20 protein-coding genes are annotated in these 20,642 nt (G+C 62.4%); 13 read left to right on the top strand and 7 right to left on the bottom strand.

What is annotated here, in order from left to right; genetic code table 11:
• The first annotated feature begins 30 nt into the window (after positions 1-30).
• The 3 genes from AB5Y53_RS20260 (at position 31) to AB5Y53_RS20250 (ending at position 3,025) form a co-directional block, all read left to right on the top strand.
• The gene (locus AB5Y53_RS20260; RefSeq protein WP_368183048.1) at positions 31-1,833 is read left to right on the top strand and encodes an aminopeptidase P family protein; all 1,803 of its coding nucleotides are present in this window, start codon (positions 31-33) and stop codon (positions 1,831-1,833) included.
• Between the two features lie 137 nt (positions 1,834-1,970).
• Positions 1,971-2,423: an N-acetyltransferase gene (locus AB5Y53_RS20255; RefSeq protein ID WP_042014844.1), complete on the top strand. Its 453-nt coding sequence runs from the start codon at positions 1,971-1,973 to the stop codon at positions 2,421-2,423.
• A gap of 131 nt (positions 2,424-2,554) precedes the next feature.
• Entirely contained in the window at positions 2,555-3,025 is a 471-nt protein-coding gene (locus AB5Y53_RS20250) for a glycine zipper 2TM domain-containing protein (RefSeq protein ID WP_010675734.1), read from the top strand.
• Positions 3,026-3,102: 77 nt separating this feature from the next.
• On the opposite strand, the gene AB5Y53_RS20245 is transcribed toward AB5Y53_RS20250, so the two are convergent.
• Positions 3,103-4,056 carry an inorganic triphosphatase gene (locus AB5Y53_RS20245; RefSeq protein WP_368183047.1) on the bottom strand — a complete coding sequence of 318 codons (954 nt, stop codon included), beginning with the start codon at positions 4,054-4,056 and terminating at the stop codon, positions 3,103-3,105.
• A 169-nt stretch (positions 4,057-4,225) separates the two neighbouring features.
• On the opposite strand from AB5Y53_RS20245, the gene AB5Y53_RS20240 reads away from it, so the two are divergent.
• Positions 4,226-4,906: a TIGR00153 family protein gene (locus AB5Y53_RS20240; RefSeq protein ID WP_010675736.1), complete on the top strand. Its 681-nt coding sequence runs from the start codon at positions 4,226-4,228 to the stop codon at positions 4,904-4,906.
• A gap of 25 nt (positions 4,907-4,931) precedes the next feature.
• On the top strand, positions 4,932-6,197 hold the full coding sequence (locus AB5Y53_RS20235; protein ID WP_039040595.1) for an inorganic phosphate transporter: 1,266 nt from the start codon (positions 4,932-4,934) through the stop codon (positions 6,195-6,197).
• A 102-nt stretch (positions 6,198-6,299) separates the two neighbouring features.
• Here AB5Y53_RS20235 and AB5Y53_RS20230 read toward each other — a convergent pair whose 3' ends face one another.
• The gene (locus tag AB5Y53_RS20230) at positions 6,300-7,538 is read right to left on the bottom strand and encodes a multifunctional CCA addition/repair protein (protein ID WP_045522083.1); all 1,239 of its coding nucleotides are present in this window, start codon (positions 7,536-7,538) and stop codon (positions 6,300-6,302) included.
• 228 nt (positions 7,539-7,766) lie between these two features.
• Between AB5Y53_RS20230 and AB5Y53_RS20225 the strand changes: the two genes are divergently transcribed.
• The 5 genes from AB5Y53_RS20225 (at position 7,767) to mltC (ending at position 12,838) form a co-directional block, all read left to right on the top strand.
• Positions 7,767-9,410, top strand: coding sequence for an ExeA family protein (locus AB5Y53_RS20225; RefSeq protein ID WP_010675739.1), 1,644 nt, complete (start codon positions 7,767-7,769; stop codon positions 9,408-9,410).
• Positions 9,410-10,093 carry a GspB family T2SS assembly factor variant ExeB gene (gene exeB, locus AB5Y53_RS20220; protein WP_368183046.1) on the top strand — a complete coding sequence of 228 codons (684 nt, stop codon included), beginning with the start codon at positions 9,410-9,412 and terminating at the stop codon, positions 10,091-10,093. The genes AB5Y53_RS20225 and exeB overlap by 1 nt, the downstream gene beginning before the upstream one ends.
• Before the next feature lie 167 nt (positions 10,094-10,260).
• Positions 10,261-11,346: an A/G-specific adenine glycosylase gene (gene mutY / locus AB5Y53_RS20215; protein ID WP_103259506.1), complete on the top strand. Its 1,086-nt coding sequence runs from the start codon at positions 10,261-10,263 to the stop codon at positions 11,344-11,346.
• On the top strand, positions 11,343-11,615 hold the full coding sequence (locus AB5Y53_RS20210; RefSeq protein WP_010675742.1) for an oxidative damage protection protein: 273 nt from the start codon (positions 11,343-11,345) through the stop codon (positions 11,613-11,615). Before mutY ends, AB5Y53_RS20210 begins: the two co-directional genes overlap by 4 nt.
• A gap of 119 nt (positions 11,616-11,734) precedes the next feature.
• Entirely contained in the window at positions 11,735-12,838 is a 1,104-nt protein-coding gene (gene mltC, locus AB5Y53_RS20205) for a membrane-bound lytic murein transglycosylase MltC (protein ID WP_010675743.1), read from the top strand.
• 57 nt (positions 12,839-12,895) lie between these two features.
• Here the strand turns inward: mltC and AB5Y53_RS20200 are convergent, their stop codons facing one another.
• Entirely contained in the window at positions 12,896-13,276 is a 381-nt protein-coding gene (locus AB5Y53_RS20200) for a YgiW/YdeI family stress tolerance OB fold protein (protein WP_039040598.1), read from the bottom strand.
• 234 nt (positions 13,277-13,510) lie between these two features.
• Here AB5Y53_RS20200 and AB5Y53_RS20195 point away from each other — a divergent pair, with 234 nt between their 5' ends.
• Both AB5Y53_RS20195 and ompA read left to right on the top strand, forming a co-directional pair.
• Positions 13,511-14,518 carry an SGNH/GDSL hydrolase family protein gene (locus tag AB5Y53_RS20195; RefSeq protein WP_368183045.1) on the top strand — a complete coding sequence of 336 codons (1,008 nt, stop codon included), beginning with the start codon at positions 13,511-13,513 and terminating at the stop codon, positions 14,516-14,518.
• 281 nt (positions 14,519-14,799) lie between these two features.
• The gene (gene ompA, locus AB5Y53_RS20190; RefSeq protein WP_010675746.1) at positions 14,800-15,831 is read left to right on the top strand and encodes a porin OmpA; all 1,032 of its coding nucleotides are present in this window, start codon (positions 14,800-14,802) and stop codon (positions 15,829-15,831) included.
• 54 nt (positions 15,832-15,885) lie between these two features.
• On the opposite strand, the gene AB5Y53_RS20185 is transcribed toward ompA, so the two are convergent.
• From AB5Y53_RS20185 to AB5Y53_RS20175, 3 genes are read right to left on the bottom strand one after another with little or no spacing between them, the layout of a single operon-like run.
• A complete protein-coding gene (locus tag AB5Y53_RS20185; protein WP_043152838.1) occupies positions 15,886-16,455 on the bottom strand; it encodes a membrane integrity-associated transporter subunit PqiC in 570 nt (189 codons plus the stop codon).
• A complete protein-coding gene (pqiB, locus tag AB5Y53_RS20180) occupies positions 16,455-18,101 on the bottom strand; it encodes an intermembrane transport protein PqiB (protein WP_069651939.1) in 1,647 nt (548 codons plus the stop codon). The genes AB5Y53_RS20185 and pqiB overlap by 1 nt, the downstream gene beginning before the upstream one ends.
• Positions 18,094-19,365 carry a paraquat-inducible protein A gene (locus AB5Y53_RS20175; protein ID WP_043152840.1) on the bottom strand — a complete coding sequence of 424 codons (1,272 nt, stop codon included), beginning with the start codon at positions 19,363-19,365 and terminating at the stop codon, positions 18,094-18,096. Before AB5Y53_RS20175 ends, pqiB begins: the two co-directional genes overlap by 8 nt.
• Positions 19,366-19,541: 176 nt before the next feature.
• On the opposite strand from AB5Y53_RS20175, the gene hfq reads away from it, so the two are divergent.
• Complete coding sequence (gene hfq, locus AB5Y53_RS20170; RefSeq protein ID WP_039040603.1) at positions 19,542-19,901, top strand: RNA chaperone Hfq; 360 nt, start codon at positions 19,542-19,544, stop codon at positions 19,899-19,901.
• Positions 19,902-20,037: 136 nt separating this feature from the next.
• On the opposite strand, the gene AB5Y53_RS20165 is transcribed toward hfq, so the two are convergent.
• Positions 20,038-20,628, bottom strand: a complete 591-nt coding sequence (locus AB5Y53_RS20165) for an HAD family hydrolase (RefSeq protein ID WP_368183044.1) — start codon at positions 20,626-20,628, stop codon at positions 20,038-20,040.
• Between the last annotated feature and the right edge of the window lie 14 nt (positions 20,629-20,642).

The raw sequence follows: 20,642 nt of genomic DNA, 5'->3' as shown, positions 1-20,642 counted from the left end.
CTCACATCACCACAAGCTGGCAATAACGACATGAACCATTTCGAGATTATTGAAACCCGCGTCGCCCAGGTCAGGGCCACACTGGCCACGCTGGAGCTGGACGCCTTCATCGTTCCTCACGACGACGAGCATCTGGGGGAGTACATTCCCGCCTATGCCGAGCGGCTGGACTGGATCACGGGTTTCAACGGCTCCGCCGGGCTCGCCATCATCATGGCGCATCGGGCGGCCCTGTTCATCGACGGTCGTTATACCGTGCAGGCGCGCATGCAGGCGCCGGCCGAGCTGTTCGAGTTTCTCCACCTCAATGAAGACCCCCACGTGCAGTGGCTGGCGGAGCAGTTGCCCTCAGGCTCCCGGGTCGGTTTCGATGCCCGCCTGCACAGCCTGGCCTGGTATCAGAACGCCAACGCCGTGCTGACCGAGCGCGGCATCGAGCTGGTGCGCATCGACGAGAACCCCATCGATCTGCACTGGAGCGATCGTCCCGCTCCGACCAAGAGCCCTGTCATCCTCTACAGCGAGGAGCTGGCGGGCCAGTCCAGCCAGGCCAAGCGCGAAATGCTGGCCAGCGATCTGCGCAAGCGCGGGCTGGATGCGGTGCTGCTGACCCAGGCCGAACCCATCAACTGGCTGCTCAACCTGCGTGGTCGCGACGTGGAACGCCTGCCGGTGGTGCTGGGCTTTGCGGTGCTCTACGCCAACACCACCATGGATTTCTTCGTCGATACCGACAAGATCGACTGCTTCGCCTTCAGTCAGCACGTGGGGCAGGATGTCTCCGTCTACCCCATCGACAAGCTGGGTGACGTGTTGCAGCGCATCGGCGAGGATCAGCAGAAGGTGCTGGCCGACCCCAACACCGCCAACGCCTGGACCCAGCTCGTGATGGAAGAGGCGGGCGCCATTCTGGTGGCCGGCCAGGATCCCACCATGCTGCCCAAGGCGTGCAAGAACCCCGTGGAGCTGGCCGGCATGCGTGCCGCCCACCTGCGCGACGGCGTTGCCGTCACCCGCTTCCTGGCCTGGCTGGATCGCCTGATCGCCAGCGGCGAGTTCGACGGTGTGGACGAAGGCACCCTGGCCGACCAGCTGGAAGCCTTCCGCCACGAGCAGGAGCACTATGTGGAGCCGAGCTTCGACACCATCTCGGCACTCGGCCCCAACGCCGCCATGTGCCACTACCGCCACACCAACGGTACCCCGCGCGCCTTCGGCCAGGACAGCATCTATCTGGTGGACTCCGGCGCCCAGTACCTGGACGGCACCACCGACATCACCCGCACCGTCAAGGTGGGTGAGGTAACCGACGAGCACAGAGCCATGTTTACCCGGGTACTGCAGGGTCATATTGCCCTGGATCAGGCCCGCTTCCCCCGTGGCACTGCCGGCATCCAGCTCGACGTGCTGGCCCGCATGCCCCTGTGGCAAGCCGGTTACAACTACGACCATGGCACCGGACACGGAGTCGGCCACTTCCTCAGCGTGCACGAAGGCCCGCAGCGCATCGCCCCCAAGGGCAGCCTGGTGGCCCTGCAGCCGGGCATGGTGCTCTCCAACGAGCCGGGCTACTACCGCGAAGATGCCTTCGGCATCCGCTGTGAAAACCTGGTGGTGGTGACCGAGCAGGAAGCCCGCGGCGAGCTCGCCATGCTGGGCTTCGAGCGACTGACCTATGTGCCGTTCGACATCCGCCTCATCGATCGCAGCCTGCTGAGTCCGGCGGAGTTCCGCTGGATCAACGAATACCATGCGGAGGTCTACCGCCGTCTGAGCCCGCAGCTGGAGGGCGAGGATCTCGCCTGGCTGGAGCAGGCGACCAGCCTCCTCTGATGACACAGGGCCTGCGGGCCCTGTTTCTTTATCTGCGGCATGCCACAAATGCCCCCCTTGCATCGACTCCCCGCCCCTTCTACCCTGTGCCTCCTTTTTGGCTGCCCCGCAGCAGAGACCCGATCAGAGGAGCCCCGATGCACTCGTCCCCCGTATTGCGCCTTGCCACCCACGCCGACATGCACGCCATCTGGCAGATAGATGCCGATGTCTTCGGCGAGGATGTCTACCCCGGTTTCTTCTTTCGCCAGGCCATGGATCTGTGGCCCGAACTGCTGGTCGTCGCGGAGCGGGAAGGCCGGCTGCTGGGCTATGCCCTGGGGGGGCTTGGTCAGGATCGGTCGCAGGGCTGGCTGCTCTCCCTCGCGGTGCGCCCCGAAGCGCGCGGCTTCGGCCTTGCCGAACAAATGATGTTGCAGGTGGAGCAGGGACTGCTGAAACTGGAAGTTGAGCGGGTCAGACTGACCGTTGATCCCGCCAATCCGGCCCAGCGCCTCTACTTCAGGCTGGGTTATCAGCAGTTGGCAGAAGAGAGAGGCTACTTCGGGCCGGGCGAGGATCGCCTGCTGCTGGAAAAAGCCCTGACCTGACCATCCGTCACCGGCACGGGAGCCTTCCGGCCACATAATTGGTTACACTTTGCGGGTTTAATGCGCAATCTGGTTGGCGTAAAGTGCAATTCATCACCAGATTAATCCGATGCCCGCCCAGGAGGCCCATCATGTTCAAACGTATTGCTCTCGTCACCCTGCTGGCGGCCACCACCGCCATCACCGGCTGTGCCAACAGCGACGTCTACTCCGGCGATGTCTACACCAAGGATCGCGCCAAGCAGGTACAGACCGTCAGCTATGGCACCATCCTCTCCACCCGCCCCGTCAAGATCCAGGCCGATGAGAACTCCCTGATCGGCACCATTGGCGGTGCCGTGGTCGGCGGCCTGCTCGGCAGCACCATAGGCGGCGGTCGTGGCAGTGACATCGCGGCGGCCGGTGGCGCCATCGCGGGTGCGGCGGCCGGCAAGGCGGCAGGGGACAAACTCAACCAGGTTGACGGGGTCGAGCTCGAGATCAAGAAAGAGAACGGCGAATCCATCGTGGTGGTACAAAAGGCCAGCCCCACCTTTGTGCCTGGCGCCCGGGTCCGCATGACCCAGGGCAACGGCACCATCAACGTGGCCGTGGTGAACTGATAGCGCCGCTCAAGGTGCAACTGCCATAAAAAAGGTGAGCCCGGGCTCACCTTTTTGCGCTCTGCACCACTGAGGATTCACGCCCCCAGATGCAGCCAGGCCGCGATGGACAGCTGCAGGCCCACCAGGTCGGCATGGTGGAACAGGGCATGCAGTGATGCACGATCCCCGGCCACCTGCATCATCAGACGCTGTTGCGCCTGCAGGTCGGCCAGCCAGGAGGGGGGCACCGTCAGCGTGCCTGCCGCCTCGGCAACCAGGGATACCCCCTCGAGCAGAGCATGCAGCGCCCGTTGTTGTTCGCCAGCATCGCCACTCTCGAGCCAGAGCTGCTCATGATGCTGCCAGTGCTGCAGACCCAGGGTAATGCTGGCCTTCTGATCTTTGCCCTCAATCCTTTGCAGGAGCTGCACGGCCAGTGGCTTGCCAAGCCCAGCCAGCCTGTATCCGCGCTGCGCCTTGGACTGGGCACCCAGCCGCAATCCTCCCAGCGCCGCCAGCTTGCTCGCCAGGGTGAACAGGGCGCGGGCATCGCCGGATTTCAGCTCCAGCTCCAGCTCGTCGATCCCGGTACGCCCCAGGGCACCGGCAATCTCCCCCTGGTCCCAGGCCAGCTCGATCTCGGCATCTCCGAATGCGATCAGCCAGTGGCGGCGCAGGAAATCGGTGCTGAACTGGGCCACCAGACGGCTCTGGAGTTCATCGCGCACCGCCAGACTCGGCCAGATATCGGCAGGAAAGGCAGACAGGGTCGGAATGGTGCCCTCCACCGGGGCGTTGTACTCGGGTCTGGCGTGCAATCCGCCCACGACCTGCCCCCGGCACTTGATGGTCTGCTCGGAAAAATCATCGCTGCGACGAATGCGCAACCCCATCTCGAGCCCACGCAAACCCAGATCGGGCGTGTCGAAATAGACGTTGCCAAGAGTGGCTTGATTGGAAGAGATAATCTCTAGTGAATTCAGAAGCTTGGAGAGTGATTCTTGAATATTGCTGGTGACGAAAAACTTTATCTCGATCTCAGTTTGCATAGTCATTCCGGGCTGGCGGGCAACTTTGGGGGGCATGTTCAGGGTCGCGAGGATATAATGCCAGCGACAGTTCACGATTAATTCACGGTTTTATTGATGGCACAGTTCGGTTAACATGCGCCCCTCATAAAATCGTATCGAGTGTTTTTTCACCGACACAGGTTTGGCCATGCCAGTAAATACTATTTTGGGTCTTTTTGCCAAGTCCCCCATCAAGCCGCTGCAGAAGCATATCGTCAAGGTTCACGTGTGCTGCGAACAGCTCATTCCCTTCTTTGATGCCGTTGCCGAAGACCGCTGGGAAGATGCCGAGAAGATCCGGCAACAGATCGCCCAGCTGGAAAAAGAAGCGGACATCCTCAAGCGCGAAATCCGCTTGAAACTCCCTCGCGGCCTGTTCCTGCCGGTCGCCCGTACCGATCTGCTGGAGCTCTTGACCCAGCAGGACAAGATTGCCAACCGTGCCAAGGATATTTCCGGTCGCATGCTTGGCCGCAAGATGGAATTCCCCACCGAGATGCGCGCCGATTTCATGGCCTATCTCAAACGCTGTATCGATGCGACCGCCCAAGCCGAAAAAGCCATCGGAGAACTCGATGAGCTGCTCGAAACCGGCTTTAAAGGACGTGAAGTTGAAATGGTTGCCGAGATGATCCACCAGCTGGATCTCATCGAGGACGATACTGACACCATGCAGATCGGACTGCGCCAACAGCTGCAAGCCGTTGAGCACAAATACAATCCGATCGACGTTATGTTCCTCTACAAGATCCTCGAATGGGTAGGTGACCTGGCTGATCAGGCAGAGCGCGTTGGCGCCCGTCTGGAATTGATGCTGGCTCGTTCGTAATCGACTGACTGGGTAAACACTACTAATGGACATTATCGCAAATTACGGCACCACCTTGGTGCTCGTGGCGGCCTTGTTCGGCTTTTTGATGGCCTGGGGCATTGGTGCGAACGACGTCGCCAACGCCATGGGCACATCGGTCGGCACCAAGTCCCTGACCATCCGTCAGGCGATCATCATCGCCATGATCTTTGAATTTGCCGGTGCCTATCTGGCCGGTGGCGAAGTGACGGCAACCATCCGCAGCGGCATCATTGACAGCAACGCCTTTGCCGACACGCCGGATCTGCTGGTGCTCGGCATGATCGCCTCCCTGCTGGCTGCGGGTCTGTGGCTGATCCTGGCCTCCTATTTCGGCTGGCCCGTCTCCACCACCCACTCCATCATCGGCGCCATCGTGGGCTTCGCCGTGGTGAGCATCGGTCCGGAAGCGGTACAGTGGAACAAGTTTGGCGGCATCGTCGGCTCCTGGGTAGTCACGCCGGCCATCTCGGGCATCATCGCCTACTTCATGTTCATCAGCGTGCAGAAGCTCATCTTCAACACGGACAATCCCCTGGACAACGCCAAGCGCTATGTCCCCTTCTACATGTTCCTGACGTCCCTGGTCATCTGCCTGGTCACCATCAAGAAAGGGCTGACCCACGTCGGTCTGCACCTGAGCAATGGCGAAGGCGCGCTGCTCTCCGTCGCCATCTCCATCGCGGTGGCGTTTGCTGGCTGGATCTATATCCGCGGCCAGCAGTACAACCCGAAAGATGACAGCAAGATGCACTTCGCCAACGTGGAGAAGGTGTTCGGCATCCTGATGATCATCACCGCCTGTGCCATGGCCTTCGCCCATGGCTCCAACGACGTGGCCAACGCCATCGGTCCGCTCTCTGCAGTCGCCTCCATCGTGGCGGCCGGCGGCGAGATCGGCGGCAGCTCCCACATCGCCTGGTGGATCCTGCCCCTTGGCGGTATCGGCATCGTCATCGGTCTGGCCACCATGGGCGAGAAGGTGATGGCGACCGTCGGCACCGGCATCACCCACCTGACCCCGAGCCGTGGCTTCGCCGCCCAGCTGGCCACCGCCGCCACCGTGGTGATCGCCTCCGGCACCGGTCTGCCCATCTCCACCACCCAGACCCTGGTGGGTGCCGTCATGGGCGTCGGTCTGGCACGGGGCATCGCGGCCCTTAACCTGGGCGTGCTGCGCAACATCGTGGTCTCCTGGGTCATCACCCTGCCCGCGGGCGCCATCCTGGCCATCGCCATCTTCTACGTGTTGCAGGCCTGCTTCTCCTGAGCAGCCCACGCCGCACGACAAAAAGCCCGGGTCATTGACCCGGGCTTTTTTTATGATTCGCGCATATCACGCCGTCTATTCAGCGTCGATCGGTTTCGGCGTTTACTCCTCGATGAAGGTCCACTCGTCGCGCACCCGGCTGATGGCATCGAGCCGCCGCTTGGCAAGCTGCTCGCGGATTGCCTCCCCCTTGAAGCCGGCCGCCACTATCTCCTTGACCGGCACAGCCTGCGCCGCCTCCAGGGCCTCGGCGACATAGTCCGGCTGGCTGTAGACTTTCTCTTCGAAGCCGGTACGACCATGGAAGTCGGCGCGACAGGCATCGAGCAGCTGGGCAAAGCGCTCCGGTCTGCGCCAGGCATCGGCCTTGTCGAATACCTTGAGCAGGGTCGCGGGCTTGAGCTCGAAGGCTATATGGATATGGGTATGCAGGTCGCTCACCAGCAGCGCCAGGTCGCGACACTCGTTCGGTACCCGGAAGCGCTCGCAAAAATCGCGAATGAGCGGCAACCCCTTCTGACCATGGCCGTGATGGCTCGGCCAGAAGGCGGGCGGGGTCAGCCCCTTGCCAAAGTCGTGGCAGAGGGACGCGAAGCGCACGGTCAGTTCGGGGGAGAGACGACATGCCTGCGCCAGCACCATCATGGTGTGGATGCCGGTGTCGATCTCCGGGTGCCATCTGGCAGGGGCCGGCACACCGAACAGGGCATCGAGCTCGGGGAAGAGCGCCTTGAGGGCGCCGCATTCGCGCAGCACCTCGAAGAAGATCTGGGGTGTCGGCCCCAGCAGCACTTTTTCCAGCTCCTTCCAGACCCGCTCCGGGGTCAGGTGGGCCAGCTCTCCAGCCTCCGTCATCTCGCGCATCAGCCCCAGCGTCTCGGGGGCCACCACGAACCCCTGGGCATGGAAACGGGCGGCGAAGCGCGCCACCCGCAGGATGCGCAGAGGATCCTCGGCAAAGGCCGGCGAGACATGGCGCAGCAACCGCGCCTCCAGATCCTGCACGCCGCCGTAGGGATCGTGCAGTTGCCCGTCCTCATCTTCGGCGATGGCGTTGATGGTGAGATCCCGGCGCAGCAGATCCTGCTCCAGCGTCACCTCGGGGGCAGCATGGCAGACGAAGCCGGTGTAACCCTGCCCCTGCTTGCGCTCGGTGCGCGCCAGGGCGTACTCCTGCTGAGTTTTGGGGTGAAGAAAGACCGGAAAGTCCCGGCCCACCTGGGTGAATCCGAGACCCAGCATCTGCTCCACCGTGGCGCCGACCACCAGGTGATCCCTGTCACCCTGGGGCAGTCCCAACAGGCGATCCCGTACCGCCCCTCCTACCAGATAAATCTGCACGCGCACTCTCCCTCGATAAACTTGCCCCGATGATACCGCTTTTGGCCAAGAGAGACGATGTGCCCCACCGCACCGGGCTCGTCATCACTCGGCCGGGCGGCCGCTTTCCGTCATCGTCCCGGGCGACTCAGCCCGTGGTTCGAGCCAGCTCCCCTTATGGTATCCGGGTCTTTGACATCCCTTTTGGGAGGCTTTAACCTGCCGCCCATAACAATGGAATGGATCCTTATGTACACACAGTTCTTCGGTCTGTCGGAGCCCCCGTTCTCCATCTCGCCCAACCCCAAATACCTCTATATGAGCGAGCGTCACGGGGAGGCCCTCGCCCACCTCAACTACGGGTTGCAGGACGGTGGCGGCTTCGTGCTGCTGACCGGGGAAGTGGGTACGGGAAAAACCACCGTCTCCCGCTGCCTGCTGCAGCAATTGCCCGCCGACACCGAGATCGCCTACATCCTCAATCCCTCTCTGACCGAGCGGGATCTGCTGGCCGCCATCTGCGACGAATTCCAGTTGCCCTACGGCGAAGAGGCCAGCCTCAAGCAATTGTTCGACCTTATCCGGGATCATCTGCTGGCGAATCTGGCGGCAGGCAAGCGCAGCGTGGTGCTGGTGGATGAAGCCCAGCACCTGCTGCCCGGCGTGCTGGAGCAGTTGCGACTGCTCACCAATCTGGAGACAGACGAGAAGAAACTGCTGCAGGTGGTGCTCATCGGCCAGCCCGAGCTGCAACAGATGCTGCGCCAGCCCCTGCTGCGCCAGCTGGCGCAGCGGATCACCGCCCGCTATCACCTGCTGCCGCTGTCGCGCCAGGATGTGGATGCCTATGTCCGCTTCCGGTTGCAGGTCGCAGGCTGCGTCCAGCCCATCTTCACCCCCAGGGCCATCCAGACCCTGCATCGCCTCTCCGGGGGCATTCCCCGTCTCATCAACCTCATCTGCGACCGCGCCCTCATCGCCGCCTTCGCCCGTGGCAGCCACAAGATAGTGCACGGGGACATCAGCCAGTCCGCGTATGAGGTGAGCGGCATTCGCGACGAGGGAAGCTGGCAATCCGGCCTCACGGTCGCCCTGGTGGGCGCCCTGCTGGTCGCCACCGGCTGGTGGGGCTGGCAATTCTTCGGATTCTTTCCAGCCCGCCCCCTGGTCAAGGTCGAGGTACCGGTCAAGGTGGATGACACGCCGGAGCAGCAAGCCCAGCTGACCCGCGCCATCAATCAGGCGCTGGAGCCGGACGTCGCCATGCAGAATCTCTACAAGGTATGGGGCTACCAGGCCGAGCTGGAGGAGGCAACCTGCGACAATGCCCCCCGTGCGGGCCTGCGCTGCCAGGAGGGAGAAGCCTCCCTGGCGCAATTGCAGGCGCTGCAATATCCGGCCCTCATCAGTCTCACCGACGAGACCGGCGGCCTCTATTACGCCACCCTGGTCAGCCTGGGGGCGGACAAGGCTTCCCTGCTCATCGGCAACCAGAGCTGGCAGGTGGACAGGCAGTGGCTCTCCGACGCCTGGGGCGGCAGCTACACCCTGCTCTGGCGCATGCCCAGGGGCAACGTGCCCCTGATAGCGAGCAATGCCGGGGCTGCCCAGGTGCAGTGGCTGGACAACGCCCTTAGCCGCGCCATGCAGCAACCCGATCGCAAGGTGAGCCGCTTTGATGCCACCCTCAAGAACAAGCTGCAACAGTTCCAGCGCGAGCAGGGACTGACCCCGGACGGCATCGCCGGCAGCAACACCCTGCTGCGGCTGAATGTGGCCTCCGGCGAACCCATGCCCAGGCTGGAGGATGAATCCCTGCGAGCCAGCACGCCGGTCGATCTCGACAGCGTGGCAGATGATGAGACGGACCCCATGGTCGAGGAGGCCTCCTGATGTCCACCCTGCTCAAGGCCCTGCGCCGGGCCGACCAGCCCCAGTTCACCCCCCATATGCCGCTCATGGGCCTGCCCGTGAGCCAGGAAGAGGAGCCCAACCGCCGCTGGATCTGGTGGGCCCTGGTGCCCCTGGCCCTGGTGATGGGCGCCGCAGCCAACTATGGCTGGCACCTCTATCACCTCAAACCCGTGGAACAGCAGGTCGAAGTGAAGGAAGTGGTGACTCCTCCCTTCGTGCGGGTCGAACCTAGGCCCATGATCACCCGGCCGCTGCCGCCCCCCTTGCCGGAGCCCGTGGTCACTCCAAGACCTGCCGCAACCCCGGCTGCGACTACCGCAAACCAGGGGGGACAGAGTCTGGCAGAACGGCTGATGGCCGCCCTCAACAACACGCCGCTGGTGGAAGAGAGTGCGCCCCAGGCTCAAGTCCAGACCAGTGCCATCCCCCTCGGCGCCCTGGCCCCGGCCCTGAAACAGCAGGTACCGTCCCTGACCTATGGTGCCCACAACTACTCCTCCGACCCGGCCAAGCGGGCCGTCGTGCTCAATGGACGGGAGTGGCGCGAGGGCAATGAGATCGCCCCCGGTGTCATCCTGGCAGCCATCGCCCAGGACTACATCGTCCTGCAGGTCGGCGGCCAGTATGCCAGCCTCAAGGCGCTGCAAGACTGGCGCGGCTGATCTGCCGGCATCCGGTGGCCCTCCCCCGGGAGGGTCACCGCCCATTCTGAGGGAGCCCGAGAGCTCCCCTTTTTAATCAATAACCTACACTCGACCTTTGCCATGCGCCGGGTCGGGGATCGCCCTCCTGATGGCGGGCGGACTTATCATCAGAACATGAGCACACTGTGAGCCACTCAGACAACACCACCTTCGCCACCCGCATTCTGGACTGGTACCAGATCCACGGCCGCAAGACCCTGCCCTGGCAGCAGGACAAGACCCCCTACCGGGTCTGGGTCTCCGAGATCATGCTGCAACAGACCCAGGTTGCCACTGTCATCCCCTATTACGAGCGGTTCATGGCCCGCTTCCCCGACGTGCTGGCCCTGGCCAACGCCCCCATCGACGAGGTGCTGCATCACTGGACCGGGCTTGGCTACTACGCGCGCGCCCGCAACCTGCACAAGGCTGCCCAGCAGATCCGCGATCTGCACGGCGGCCTCTTTCCGGAACAACTGGAAGAGGTGATGGCTCTGCCCGGCATCGGTCGCTCCACCGCCGGGGCCGTCCTCTCCCTCTCTCTGGGCCAGCCCCACGCCATCCTGGATGGCAACGTGAAGCGGGTACTCACCCGCTGGCTGGCGCTGGCGGGCTGGCCGGGTCAGAAGCAGGTCGAGCACGATCTCTGGGAGCTGGCGACCCGCCTCACCCCGCGCGTCGGAGTGGCCCAGTACAACCAGGCCATGATGGACATGGGGGCCACCGTCTGCACCCGCAGCAAGCCCGCCTGCGAGCGCTGCCCGGTGCAGGCCGATTGCCAGGGGCTGTCGCAGGGCAACCCCACCTCCTACCCTCACAGCAAGCCGAAGAAGAGCATTCCGGCACGCAACGGCATTATGCTGATCATCCGCCACGGCGATCAGCTGCTGCTGGAGAAGCGTCCGCCGCAAGGGATCTGGGGCGGGCTTTACTGCTTCCCGCAGGTGGAATCCCTCACCGAGGTGACCGGACGACTGCGGGAGTTGGGGCTGGAGGATGCCGCTTATCAGGAGCTAGCTGGATTTCGTCACACTTTCAGCCACTTCCACCTCGATATCCGCCCTTTGCTGATCGAAATGGCTGTTCCGCCCGCCCCCCTGCTCATGGAAGCGGATACCCGACTCTGGTATAACTTACGCCATCCTGCCGAGGTGGGATTGGCGGCGGCCACGGCCCGTCTGCTCGCCTACCCGGACTTACAACCAGACTTGCAACCACAGAGGTCAACATGAGCCGTACCGTATTTTGCCTGCGCCTGAAGAAAGAAGCGCCGGGTCTCGATTTCCAACTCTACCCCGGTGAACTCGGCAAGCGGATCTTCGACAACATCAGCAAGGAAGCCTGGACCGAGTGGCAGAAGAAGCAGGTCATGCTGATCAACGAGAAGAAGCTGAACATGATGAATCTCGAGCACCGCCAGTTGCTGGAAAAAGAGATGGTCAGCTATCTGTTCGACGCGGGTGAAGTCCAGATCGACGGCTACACCCCTCCCAGCCAGTGAGCGGGAATCGAGTCAAAGGGCCAGCGTCCCCCTGAGTCGTCAATATGCCGCAGGGTGACACCAATCCTGGCTCAGGCCAGTCAGTGACGGGCGGCCCCACCGCCCGGTTTGAGGATCTTATGGGTCGTTTTTTTGGGCTGCTGTGCGCCCTGCTGTTTCTCTCTGCCTGTTCATCCACACCCCAGACCAGCGGGAGTGGCGATGATGATCTGGTCAACGGCAAGGACGTGCGCGGTTTTGAACACATGATCAGTGCGCTCTCCCATAACGTGAACGAGATATGGGGGCGCGAGGCGCTGTTCGCGGGCAAGTTTGACTACGTCAAATACACGGATCAGTACAAGAGCCGCGCCCACATCGATTTCTCCAGCGGTCACATCATGGTGGAGACCGTCTCGGGTCTGGATCCCCGCGCCCACCTGCGTCGCGCCATCATCGAAACCCTGCTGACCCCGGACGATCCGGCAGAGGTCGACCTCTATTCGGACCGTGAGATCATGCCAGGTGGCGAGCCCTTCCTCTATGGCCAGGTGCTGGACAACCAGGGACAAGCGATCCGCTCCAGCTGGCGTGCAGAGCGTTATGCCGACTATCTGATCGCCAACGCGATGAAGAAGCGCACCCTCGGGATCCGCAACATCTTCTTCATCGACATTCCCATGGTGGCCAACCACGAAGACAGGCGCGGCTACAAATACGCCAGCATCATCCGCGATGCCTCCCGCAAGTACGGCGTCGCCGAGAGTCTCATCTACGCGGTGATCAAGACCGAGAGCAGCTTCAACCCCTATGCGGTCAGCCACGCCAACGCCTATGGCCTGATGCAGGTGATCCCGGCTACCGCTGGGCGGGATGTCTATGTGAGGGTCAAGGGCAAGGATGGCCAGCCGACCAGGGAAGATCTGTTCAATCCGGCCTACAACATCGATGTGGGGACCGCCTACCTGCACCTGCTGCAGACCGTCTATCTGGCGGATATCCAGGATCCCCAGTCCCGCCGCTATGCGGTGATCTCCGCCTACAACGGTGGTGCGGGAGGGGTGCTCAACACCTTCTCCAACGATCGCAAGGCGGCCCCCGGCATGATCAACCGCCTCTCCCCCGAGGCCGTCTATCAGGTACTGACCGAACAACATCCCAAGGCAGAGGCTCGCCGCTATCTCTACAAGGTCAATCAGGCCGAGAAGGGGTTCAAGCGAACCGTCGCAAGCCGGGCTGGCTGATGGCATGCAAGAAGGGCGCTCCTGGAGCGCCCTTCCCATTTACTGTGGCCTGAAAGCTTACTTGGCGATGAAGCCGCCCTTGCTCAGGGGCGCTGCCCCCACCTTCTCCAGGTGTTCCACCTCGACTTCGGTCTTGTTCCAGCTGTGGTCCACCTCGCCGCGCACGCGGATCAGATCGTCAGGGCCCACCTCGGTACCGCGCCACACGTCACCATCCACCTCCACTTCCACCTCGCCGCTGTCGTCACGGAACAGGTAGTTTTCGCCACCCAGGTGTTTGACCAGTTTGCCTTCCAGGGTCACCCACTGATCATCGGCCACGTCTTTCAACTGGGCGACCGATACCTTGTTCTGCTCCTTGGGGCCGGTGTAGGCCGCCATGGCGAAGGAAGAGACGGACATCAGGGCCACCAGGGCGATTGCTTTTGCGTTGTTCATTTCATGCTCCTGTCTTTGCGGTATGAGGGCATCTTGCCCGGGGGCGCGTGAAACAAACGTGAAGCCTCCCCATTCAGGGAGGAGTGATGTGATCGCAAGCGATTAAATGGCCACGGCATGCTGCAAAAATGTATTCGAGTGGATACCTTCTCGCCTGGCCATGCGGGTTCCCAGCCCGCCGCCATCGAGGAACAGCCCGCAGGCCCGCCCTGCCCCATCCATGAGAACAGCTACATGAACAAATGGCTTTTGTGTTTATTGGGTCTCTTCGCCCTCACGGCCCATGCCGCCGAGACGCGCCCCCCCTTCTCCCGCATCGTGATGTTCGGTGACAGCCTCTCCGATACCGGCAAGATGTACGACAAGATGCGTGGTTACCTCCCCTCCAGCCCGCCCTACCATCAGGGCCGCTTCTCCAACGGCCCGGTCTGGCTGGAGCAGCTCAACCAGCACTTCCCGGGCCTCGCCATCGCCAACGAGGCGGAAGGGGGCGCCACTGCCGTGGCCTACAACAAGATCTCCTGGAACCCCAAGTATCAGGTCATCAACAACCTGGATTACGAGGTGACCCAGTTCCTGCAAAAGGATGGCTTCAAGCCCGACGATCTGGTGATCCTCTGGGTCGGTGCCAACGACTACCTGGCCTATGGCTGGAACACCGAGCAGGATGCCAAGCGGGTACGCGACGCCATCAGCGATGCGGCCAACCGCATGGTATTGAACGGTGCCAGGCAGGTTCTGCTGTTCAACCTGCCTGATCTGGGCCAGAACCCCTCGGCCCGCAGCCAGAAGGTGGTCGAGGCGGCCAGCCATGTCTCCGCCTACCACAACCAGCTGCTGCTGAACCTGGCACGCCAGCTGGCCCCCACCGGCATGGTGAAATTGTTCGAGATCGACAAGCAGTTCGCCGAGATGCTGCGCGAGCCGCAGAACTTCGGCCTGAGCGACACCGAACACGCCTGCTATGGCGGCGGCTATGTGTGGAAGCCGTTTGCCTCCCGCCGCGCCGCCACCGACAGTCGGCTGGCCCCCTTCAATCCCGAGGAGCGCCTTGCCATCGCCGGCAACCCCCTGCTGGCTCAGGCCGTCGCAACGCCCATGGCGCGCCGCAGTGCGGGCGAGCTGAACTGTGAAGGCAAGATGTTCTGGGACCAGGTCCACCCCACCACAGTGGTACACGCCGCCCTGAGCGAGCGGGCTGCCGCCTTCATCGAACAGGAGTACGAATTCCTCCCTCGATAACGGAGGCCATCCTGCCAGGGCCGGCGCTTCGCCGGCCCTCTTGCCGACAAGGGAAAAAAACAACCCATATGACACCCATCACAGATTCGAGTCACGGTTCCCCGGCGGTCTTCTGTCTCCACTATGATGCAGATGGATATCACAATATGTTTTATATCAGTTGCTTGTAGATCGAGAAAAGCGAGCTAAGTTTAAACGTGTTGTGGTCGAACACAGGCCCAACCCACGAGGCGAGGCGACATGAATTCGCGCTCCCCACACACAAGATTGCAGAGGCATCTATGAACAAAACACTGATTACCTTGCTGGTTTCAGGCTTGCTTGCGGCCAACGCCCAGGCAGCCGGACAAGACAACACCTGGTATGGCGGTGCCAAACTGGGTTGGTCCAACTTCTACGGTGTCGATGAGAGCAACGCCATCGCCATCACCGACAAAGACGACGATGAAGTCGGCGCCGGTGCCTTCGCCGGTTACCAGATCAACCAGAATCTGGGTGTCGAACTCGGTTATGACTACCTTGGCAAGCTCAAGTACAGCGGCACCCGCAATGGCGCGGCCTTCAATGACTCCGTGCAAGCCCAGTTGGCTCAGCTCACGCTGAAACTGGGCTTCCCGGTTGCGGACAATCTGGACCTTTACGGCCGTGTCGGGGGCGGCTATGGCTGGACCGACAGCGATCAGCTGGAAAACGACAGCCGCTTCACCTTCGTCGGCGCGCTCGGTGCGGAGTATGCCCTGAGCCTGGATTGGGCAGCCCGCCTCGAATACCAGTACAGCACCCCGTATGGCAGCCGTGACGATACCGGCCTGCGCATGGACAACGGCCTGCTCTCCCTGGCCGCCGTCTATCGCTTCGGTCAGGTTGCACCGGCTCTGCCGGTCGCAGCTCCCGCCCCCGCGCCCGAGCCCGTGATGGTCGACAAGCAGTTCACCCTGAGCTCGGACGTGCTGTTTGACTTCAACAAGGCCACCCTCAAGCCCCAGGCCGGGCAGGCGCTGGATACCCTCTACAGCCAGATTGAAGAGGCCAGGCCCAAAGACGGGTCAGCCACCGTCATCGGCTATACCGACCGCATCGGTTCCGAGGCCTACAACCAGAAGTTGTCCGAGCAGCGTGCCCGGACCGTGGCCGATTACCTGATTGGCAAGGGCCTGCCTGCCGGCAAGGTCAATGTGGAAGGGCGTGGCAAGCAGTCTCCCGTCACCGGCGACAGCTGCACCAGCAAATCCAAGCGCGAGCTGATCGTCTGCCTGGCCCCGGATCGCCGGGTAGAGGTCAAGGTACAGGGCGTCTCGGAAGTACAGCAATAACGACGACCCAAACAAAACGGGAGGCCATGGCCTCCCGTCTTTTTTTATGCTCCCTCAGCTGCGCGTGCGCACATCCGCCGCAATCTGATCGAGCAACAGTTGCCAGCCCTGCCCCAGCTCGTTCACCAGGGCGCCATACCCATCGGCAGGCAGCACCCGCTCCTGCTGGAAGGGAACATCTCTCAACACGACCCCCTCCTCCGTCAGCAGGCGCCAGCGACCGCTAAGCAGGGCGCGGCCGTCGTGCCGCCCCTGGAAACGCTCGACCGAGATGCTCAGCACAGGCCCCTTGCGGGCCCCGTCCTGACGCACCACCCAGCCAGGCAGGCGGCTGGAGAGGCCATTGAGGGTCAACTGGTTCAACTGGGCATCGAGGGAACCTGCCCAGCGATGGTACTCGGCAAAGTGCAGCTCCTTTCCCTCCAGCTGATAGACCAGGCTCATCCGGTCAAGCTGACCGGACAGGGCGACGGGGCGCAGCACCAACTGGTGCTGCGGCTGCGCCGTGGTGACACTCGACGGCGCCGTGTCGGCATCCAGCGAATAGTAATGCAGCGTCGTCGGCGCACTGCCACATCCCGCCAGCAGGCCCAGCAAGGCCAGCGTCATCATCCGTTTTTTCATCATTTTCCTCGCTTGGGCTCGGGATCCCGCGGACGAGCGCGGTCAAAGATCAGTGAACTCGGCTGCTCGTTCAGTGAATGGACCAGAGGTTGCAACTCGCTCATCAGCTGGTTGAGGGATTGCACCGACTGGCGCAGTTCCTGATTGGTCTGGGAACCGGCATCATAGGTCTGCAACGTCTCCTGCAACTGCTTGAGGCTCTGGTTGAGGGAGGCCGGCAACTGCTGGGTCGACTGCTGACCGGTAAACTGCTCCAGATTCGCACTCACGGCACTGACATGCTTGAGCGTCTTGTCCAGCGTCATCAGGGTGCTGTTGACCTGAGTGAGGGTGGTGGCCATGTCCATGTCGACGAACTTGTCGAGGATGAGGTTCACCTTGCGTTCGATCTGATCCAGCCCGGCCTGGGCGGTCGGGAAGACCTGATAGCCCGCCATCTTGAGCGGCTGATAGACAGGCGCATCCGGATAGAAGTTCAGATCGATCACCTTGCCCCCCGTCAGCAGGCTGGCGGTCTTGAGGCTGGCCCTCAGCCCTTCCTTGAACTGCTTGTTGAACAGGGCCCGCCACTGCTCCTTCTCCGCATTGGCATAACGGTGGGAGAGACGCTGCACCTCGATGCGCGCCAGCACCGGGATCTGTCGGCTCTTGAACAGCTGGACGCCCTTGTCGTCGATGAGATAGGGTGCCGAGATCACGGTACCGACCCGGATGCCGCGATACTGTACCGCCGCGCCGGGATGCAGCCCGCCCACATCATTGTCGAACAGGAAGACATAGTCGATGAACTGATCCAGGCTACCGGCCAGCACGCTCTCCTCGTCCTTGAACAGCACGAACTCGTCGTTCTGTTTCACCGGTTCCCCTGGCAACCAGCCGGGAGGCAGCCCCATGGTGATGCCGCCGTTGATCAGGCTCTCCAGCGAGTCCATCTTCACCTTCATCCCCTCGCTGCTCATGGAGACCTCGAAGCCGGGCGTCAGCCAGAACCGGGAGTTGCTGCTCACCAGGACGTCATAAGGCGCGTTGATGAAGAGCTGGTACTGCATCTCGCTCTTCTCGGGCAGGAACTTGGCCTCTTCGACCTGGCCGATGGTGAATCCCTGATAGCTGATGGGGGAGCCCGCGCCCAGCGCGTTGGCATCCCGGCTGGACAGGGAGAGCCGCAATCCCTTGGCATCCAGGGATGCCAGGGGTGGCCTGTCCAGCATGGCGTATTCGCTTCGCGCCCTGCCCTTCTTGCCGGGAGAAAGCTCGATATAGGCACCGGAGAGCAAGGTGCCAAGACCGGAAACGCCCTCACGCCCGACCCTGGGCTTGACCACCCAGAACTGGCTGTCTTTCTTGAGCATGCCGGCGGCGGCATTGGTCAGGCGAGCCTTGAGCACGGCATGGCTGTAGTCCTCGCTGAGCTCCACCGTCTCGATACGGCCCACCTCCACTTCACGAGAACGGATCACCGTCTTGCCTGCCACTATGCCCTCGGCGGTCGCCACCGTCAGGGTGAAGCTCGGCCCTTGTGAATACCAGTGCTGGAACAGCATCCAGGCGCCGATGAAGAGCGCCAGCAAAGGCACCATCCAGATAGCGGCGGCCGAACTCATGAAATCAGAGCCCGGTTTCCACCTTGTCTTACGCTCACTCACGTTCGCGTTCTCCTTGTTGTAAATCCCAGATCAGGCGGGAATCGAAACTCATGGCAGCCACCATGGTGACCAGTACGACCCCGGCAAAGGCGACGGCCGCAGGGCCAGGGTAGATGGTCATCAGATTGTCGAGCCGGATGAGACCGGCCAGGATGGCCACCACGAAGACGTCGATCATCGACCAGCGCCCCACAAATTCGGTCATGCGATAGAGTTTGAGCTTGCCGAGGGGAGATGTCCCCTGGCCGCGCTGCACCACGTAGCAGAGCCACAGCAGCGCCAGGATCTTCACCAGCGGTACCACCACGCTCGCGAAGAATATGACGGCGGCAATGGGGTAGGAGCCCATGGCCCACAGCAGCACCACCCCGCCCATGATGGTCGAGGGGCTGTCATCCCCCAGGAACACGGTGTCCATGATGGGATACAGGTTGGCTGGGACATAGAGGATCACCGAGGTGATCAGCAGGGCCCAGGTGCGGTTCAGACCACCCGGCTTGCGGCTGTGCAGGTGATCCCCGCAGCGAACGCAACTATGGGCATCTTGCTCGTTCAGGGCGCCGCAGATGTGACAGCCCACCAGACCGCACGACAGGGCGCTCTCCTCGGGATCCAGCTCCCTAGCCGCCGTCGGGCCGAACAGCCGCTGCCACAGCCACATCCGATCCAGAGAGGAGATCATCTTGATGAGCAGCAGGGTGTAGCCAACGAAGGCCCAGAACGACAGCCCCATCTTGATGTCGGCCATCCCCATCAGCTTGACCAGCGAGATGAGCACCCCGATGAGGAAGACGTCCACCATCAGCCAGGGCTTGATCCGGCACAGCAGGCGGCCAAGGGAGCGCAGGGCCTTGCTGTGCAGATCCTTGTCCAGGCGCCACAGCACCAGCATGATGGAGCCGATATAGACCAGCGGCAACCCGATCAGGGTAATGCTCAGCACGGCCCCGAGGAACAGGTAGCCTTGATCCACCAGGGTGGTGATGCACTGCAGGAAGGTCATCTCCTGCCCCACCCCCTTGGCCGAGAACGACATGAAGGTAAAGGCGTTGGAGAGCACGAACATGATGATGGCCGCAAAGCCATAGGCGATGGGCCTGCGCTCCTGCTCCGGCAGATGACGAGTCAGGGTATGGCCGCAGCGCGGACAACTGCTCGTCTCCCCCACGGCCAGCTCGGTGGCCGGCACCAGCAGGTCACATTCTTCGCAGGCGGTCGCGTCATGGGTATAGGTGGGTGGATGTTGGTGTGAAACCGGATGCAAGATAAGACCCCAGCATGAGGCCCGCCACGGGGCCAGAGCCGCCAATTATTGCAGCAGCGGCCCCTGCCGACCAGCCCTGTCGTTGTCCATCCTGCCCGGGTGTGAGAATGACTTTGACAAGGCAGTGACCATTTAGCACAATCAAACGCCACTTTTTTTCCGCGGGACAATAATTTATGACAACTGAATCCCCAAGCTACTCCACTATCGAGCAGGCCTTCTCCCTCGGGAACGGGCAAGATTCTGCCCTCAACTGGTTGCGCAAAAACCGTAGCCAGGTCGCCATCTTCCTGGTGAGCGGCATCAAGCTGGAGGGGACCATCAGCGGTTTTGACCAGTACAGCGTGCTGTTGACCGATGCCCATGGCAATCAGCAACTGGTCTACAAGGCCAAGATTTCCACCATTGCCATGCACTCCGGCCGTCCTGCCGTCAGCATCCAGCGGGCCCGCAAGCCACGGGTTTCCATGGCGCCGCGCCCCCATGGCGCACCCAGCCGTTATGACGACAACCAGGGTGGCGGCAGCGAGCAGTAAATCTCGCCACTGCCCATCCTGACGGTGTCGCTGCGTCAGCCAGTGACATCTGCTCCCCACTCTCATGTTTCGCCTGTCCCGTATGAGAGTGGGGCTTCTCTCCCGAGCTGGTTGTTGACCCGCTCGTCTTCGTCACTCAGTAGGTCAACCCGACCGGTTTTCCCTCTCTGACCATGCAGACCTGCATGTCGGCCGCTTCACCGGCCTGTGCGCCTATGCCCGTGTCCTCGAACACCAGACATTGACCGGGCTCGACCCCCAGGCGTCGCGCCACCAGCAGGAAGGTGTCTGGATGGGGTTTGTGCAGCTCCACGTCGTCGGCGGTGACCACCACGGGGAAGTACCGATCCAGCCCTGTGTTGCGCAGCACCGCTTCGGCATTGATACGGGGGGAGCCTGTCCCGATGCCCATGGGGATCCGGCCGTGATAGCGTTCCACCAGATCCAGCATGGCCGGGAAGGGGGTGGCCTTGTGCAGGTTGGCGACATAGTGTTCGGTCTTGCAGCGTGTCACCACCAGGGGATCCAGCGCGATCTGCTGCACTTCGGCCACCAGCCGGGCTATCTTGCGGCTGGGCATGCCTCCCAGCTCATAAAACCAGTCGGCGTCGAACCGAAAGCCAAACTCGCGGGCGGTGTGCTCCCAGGCGGCCAGGTGCAAGGGCATGGAGTCCACCAGAGTGCCGTCGAGGTCGAAAACCAGGCCTTGAAATCCGGATAGGGTCATGGTGCAGGATCTGT

This window comes from Aeromonas sp. R7-5 (assembly GCF_040908015.1).
Lineage (GTDB): Bacteria > Pseudomonadota > Gammaproteobacteria > Enterobacterales > Aeromonadaceae > Aeromonas > Aeromonas caviae.
This window is presented reverse-complemented; position numbering and strand designations above follow the sequence as displayed.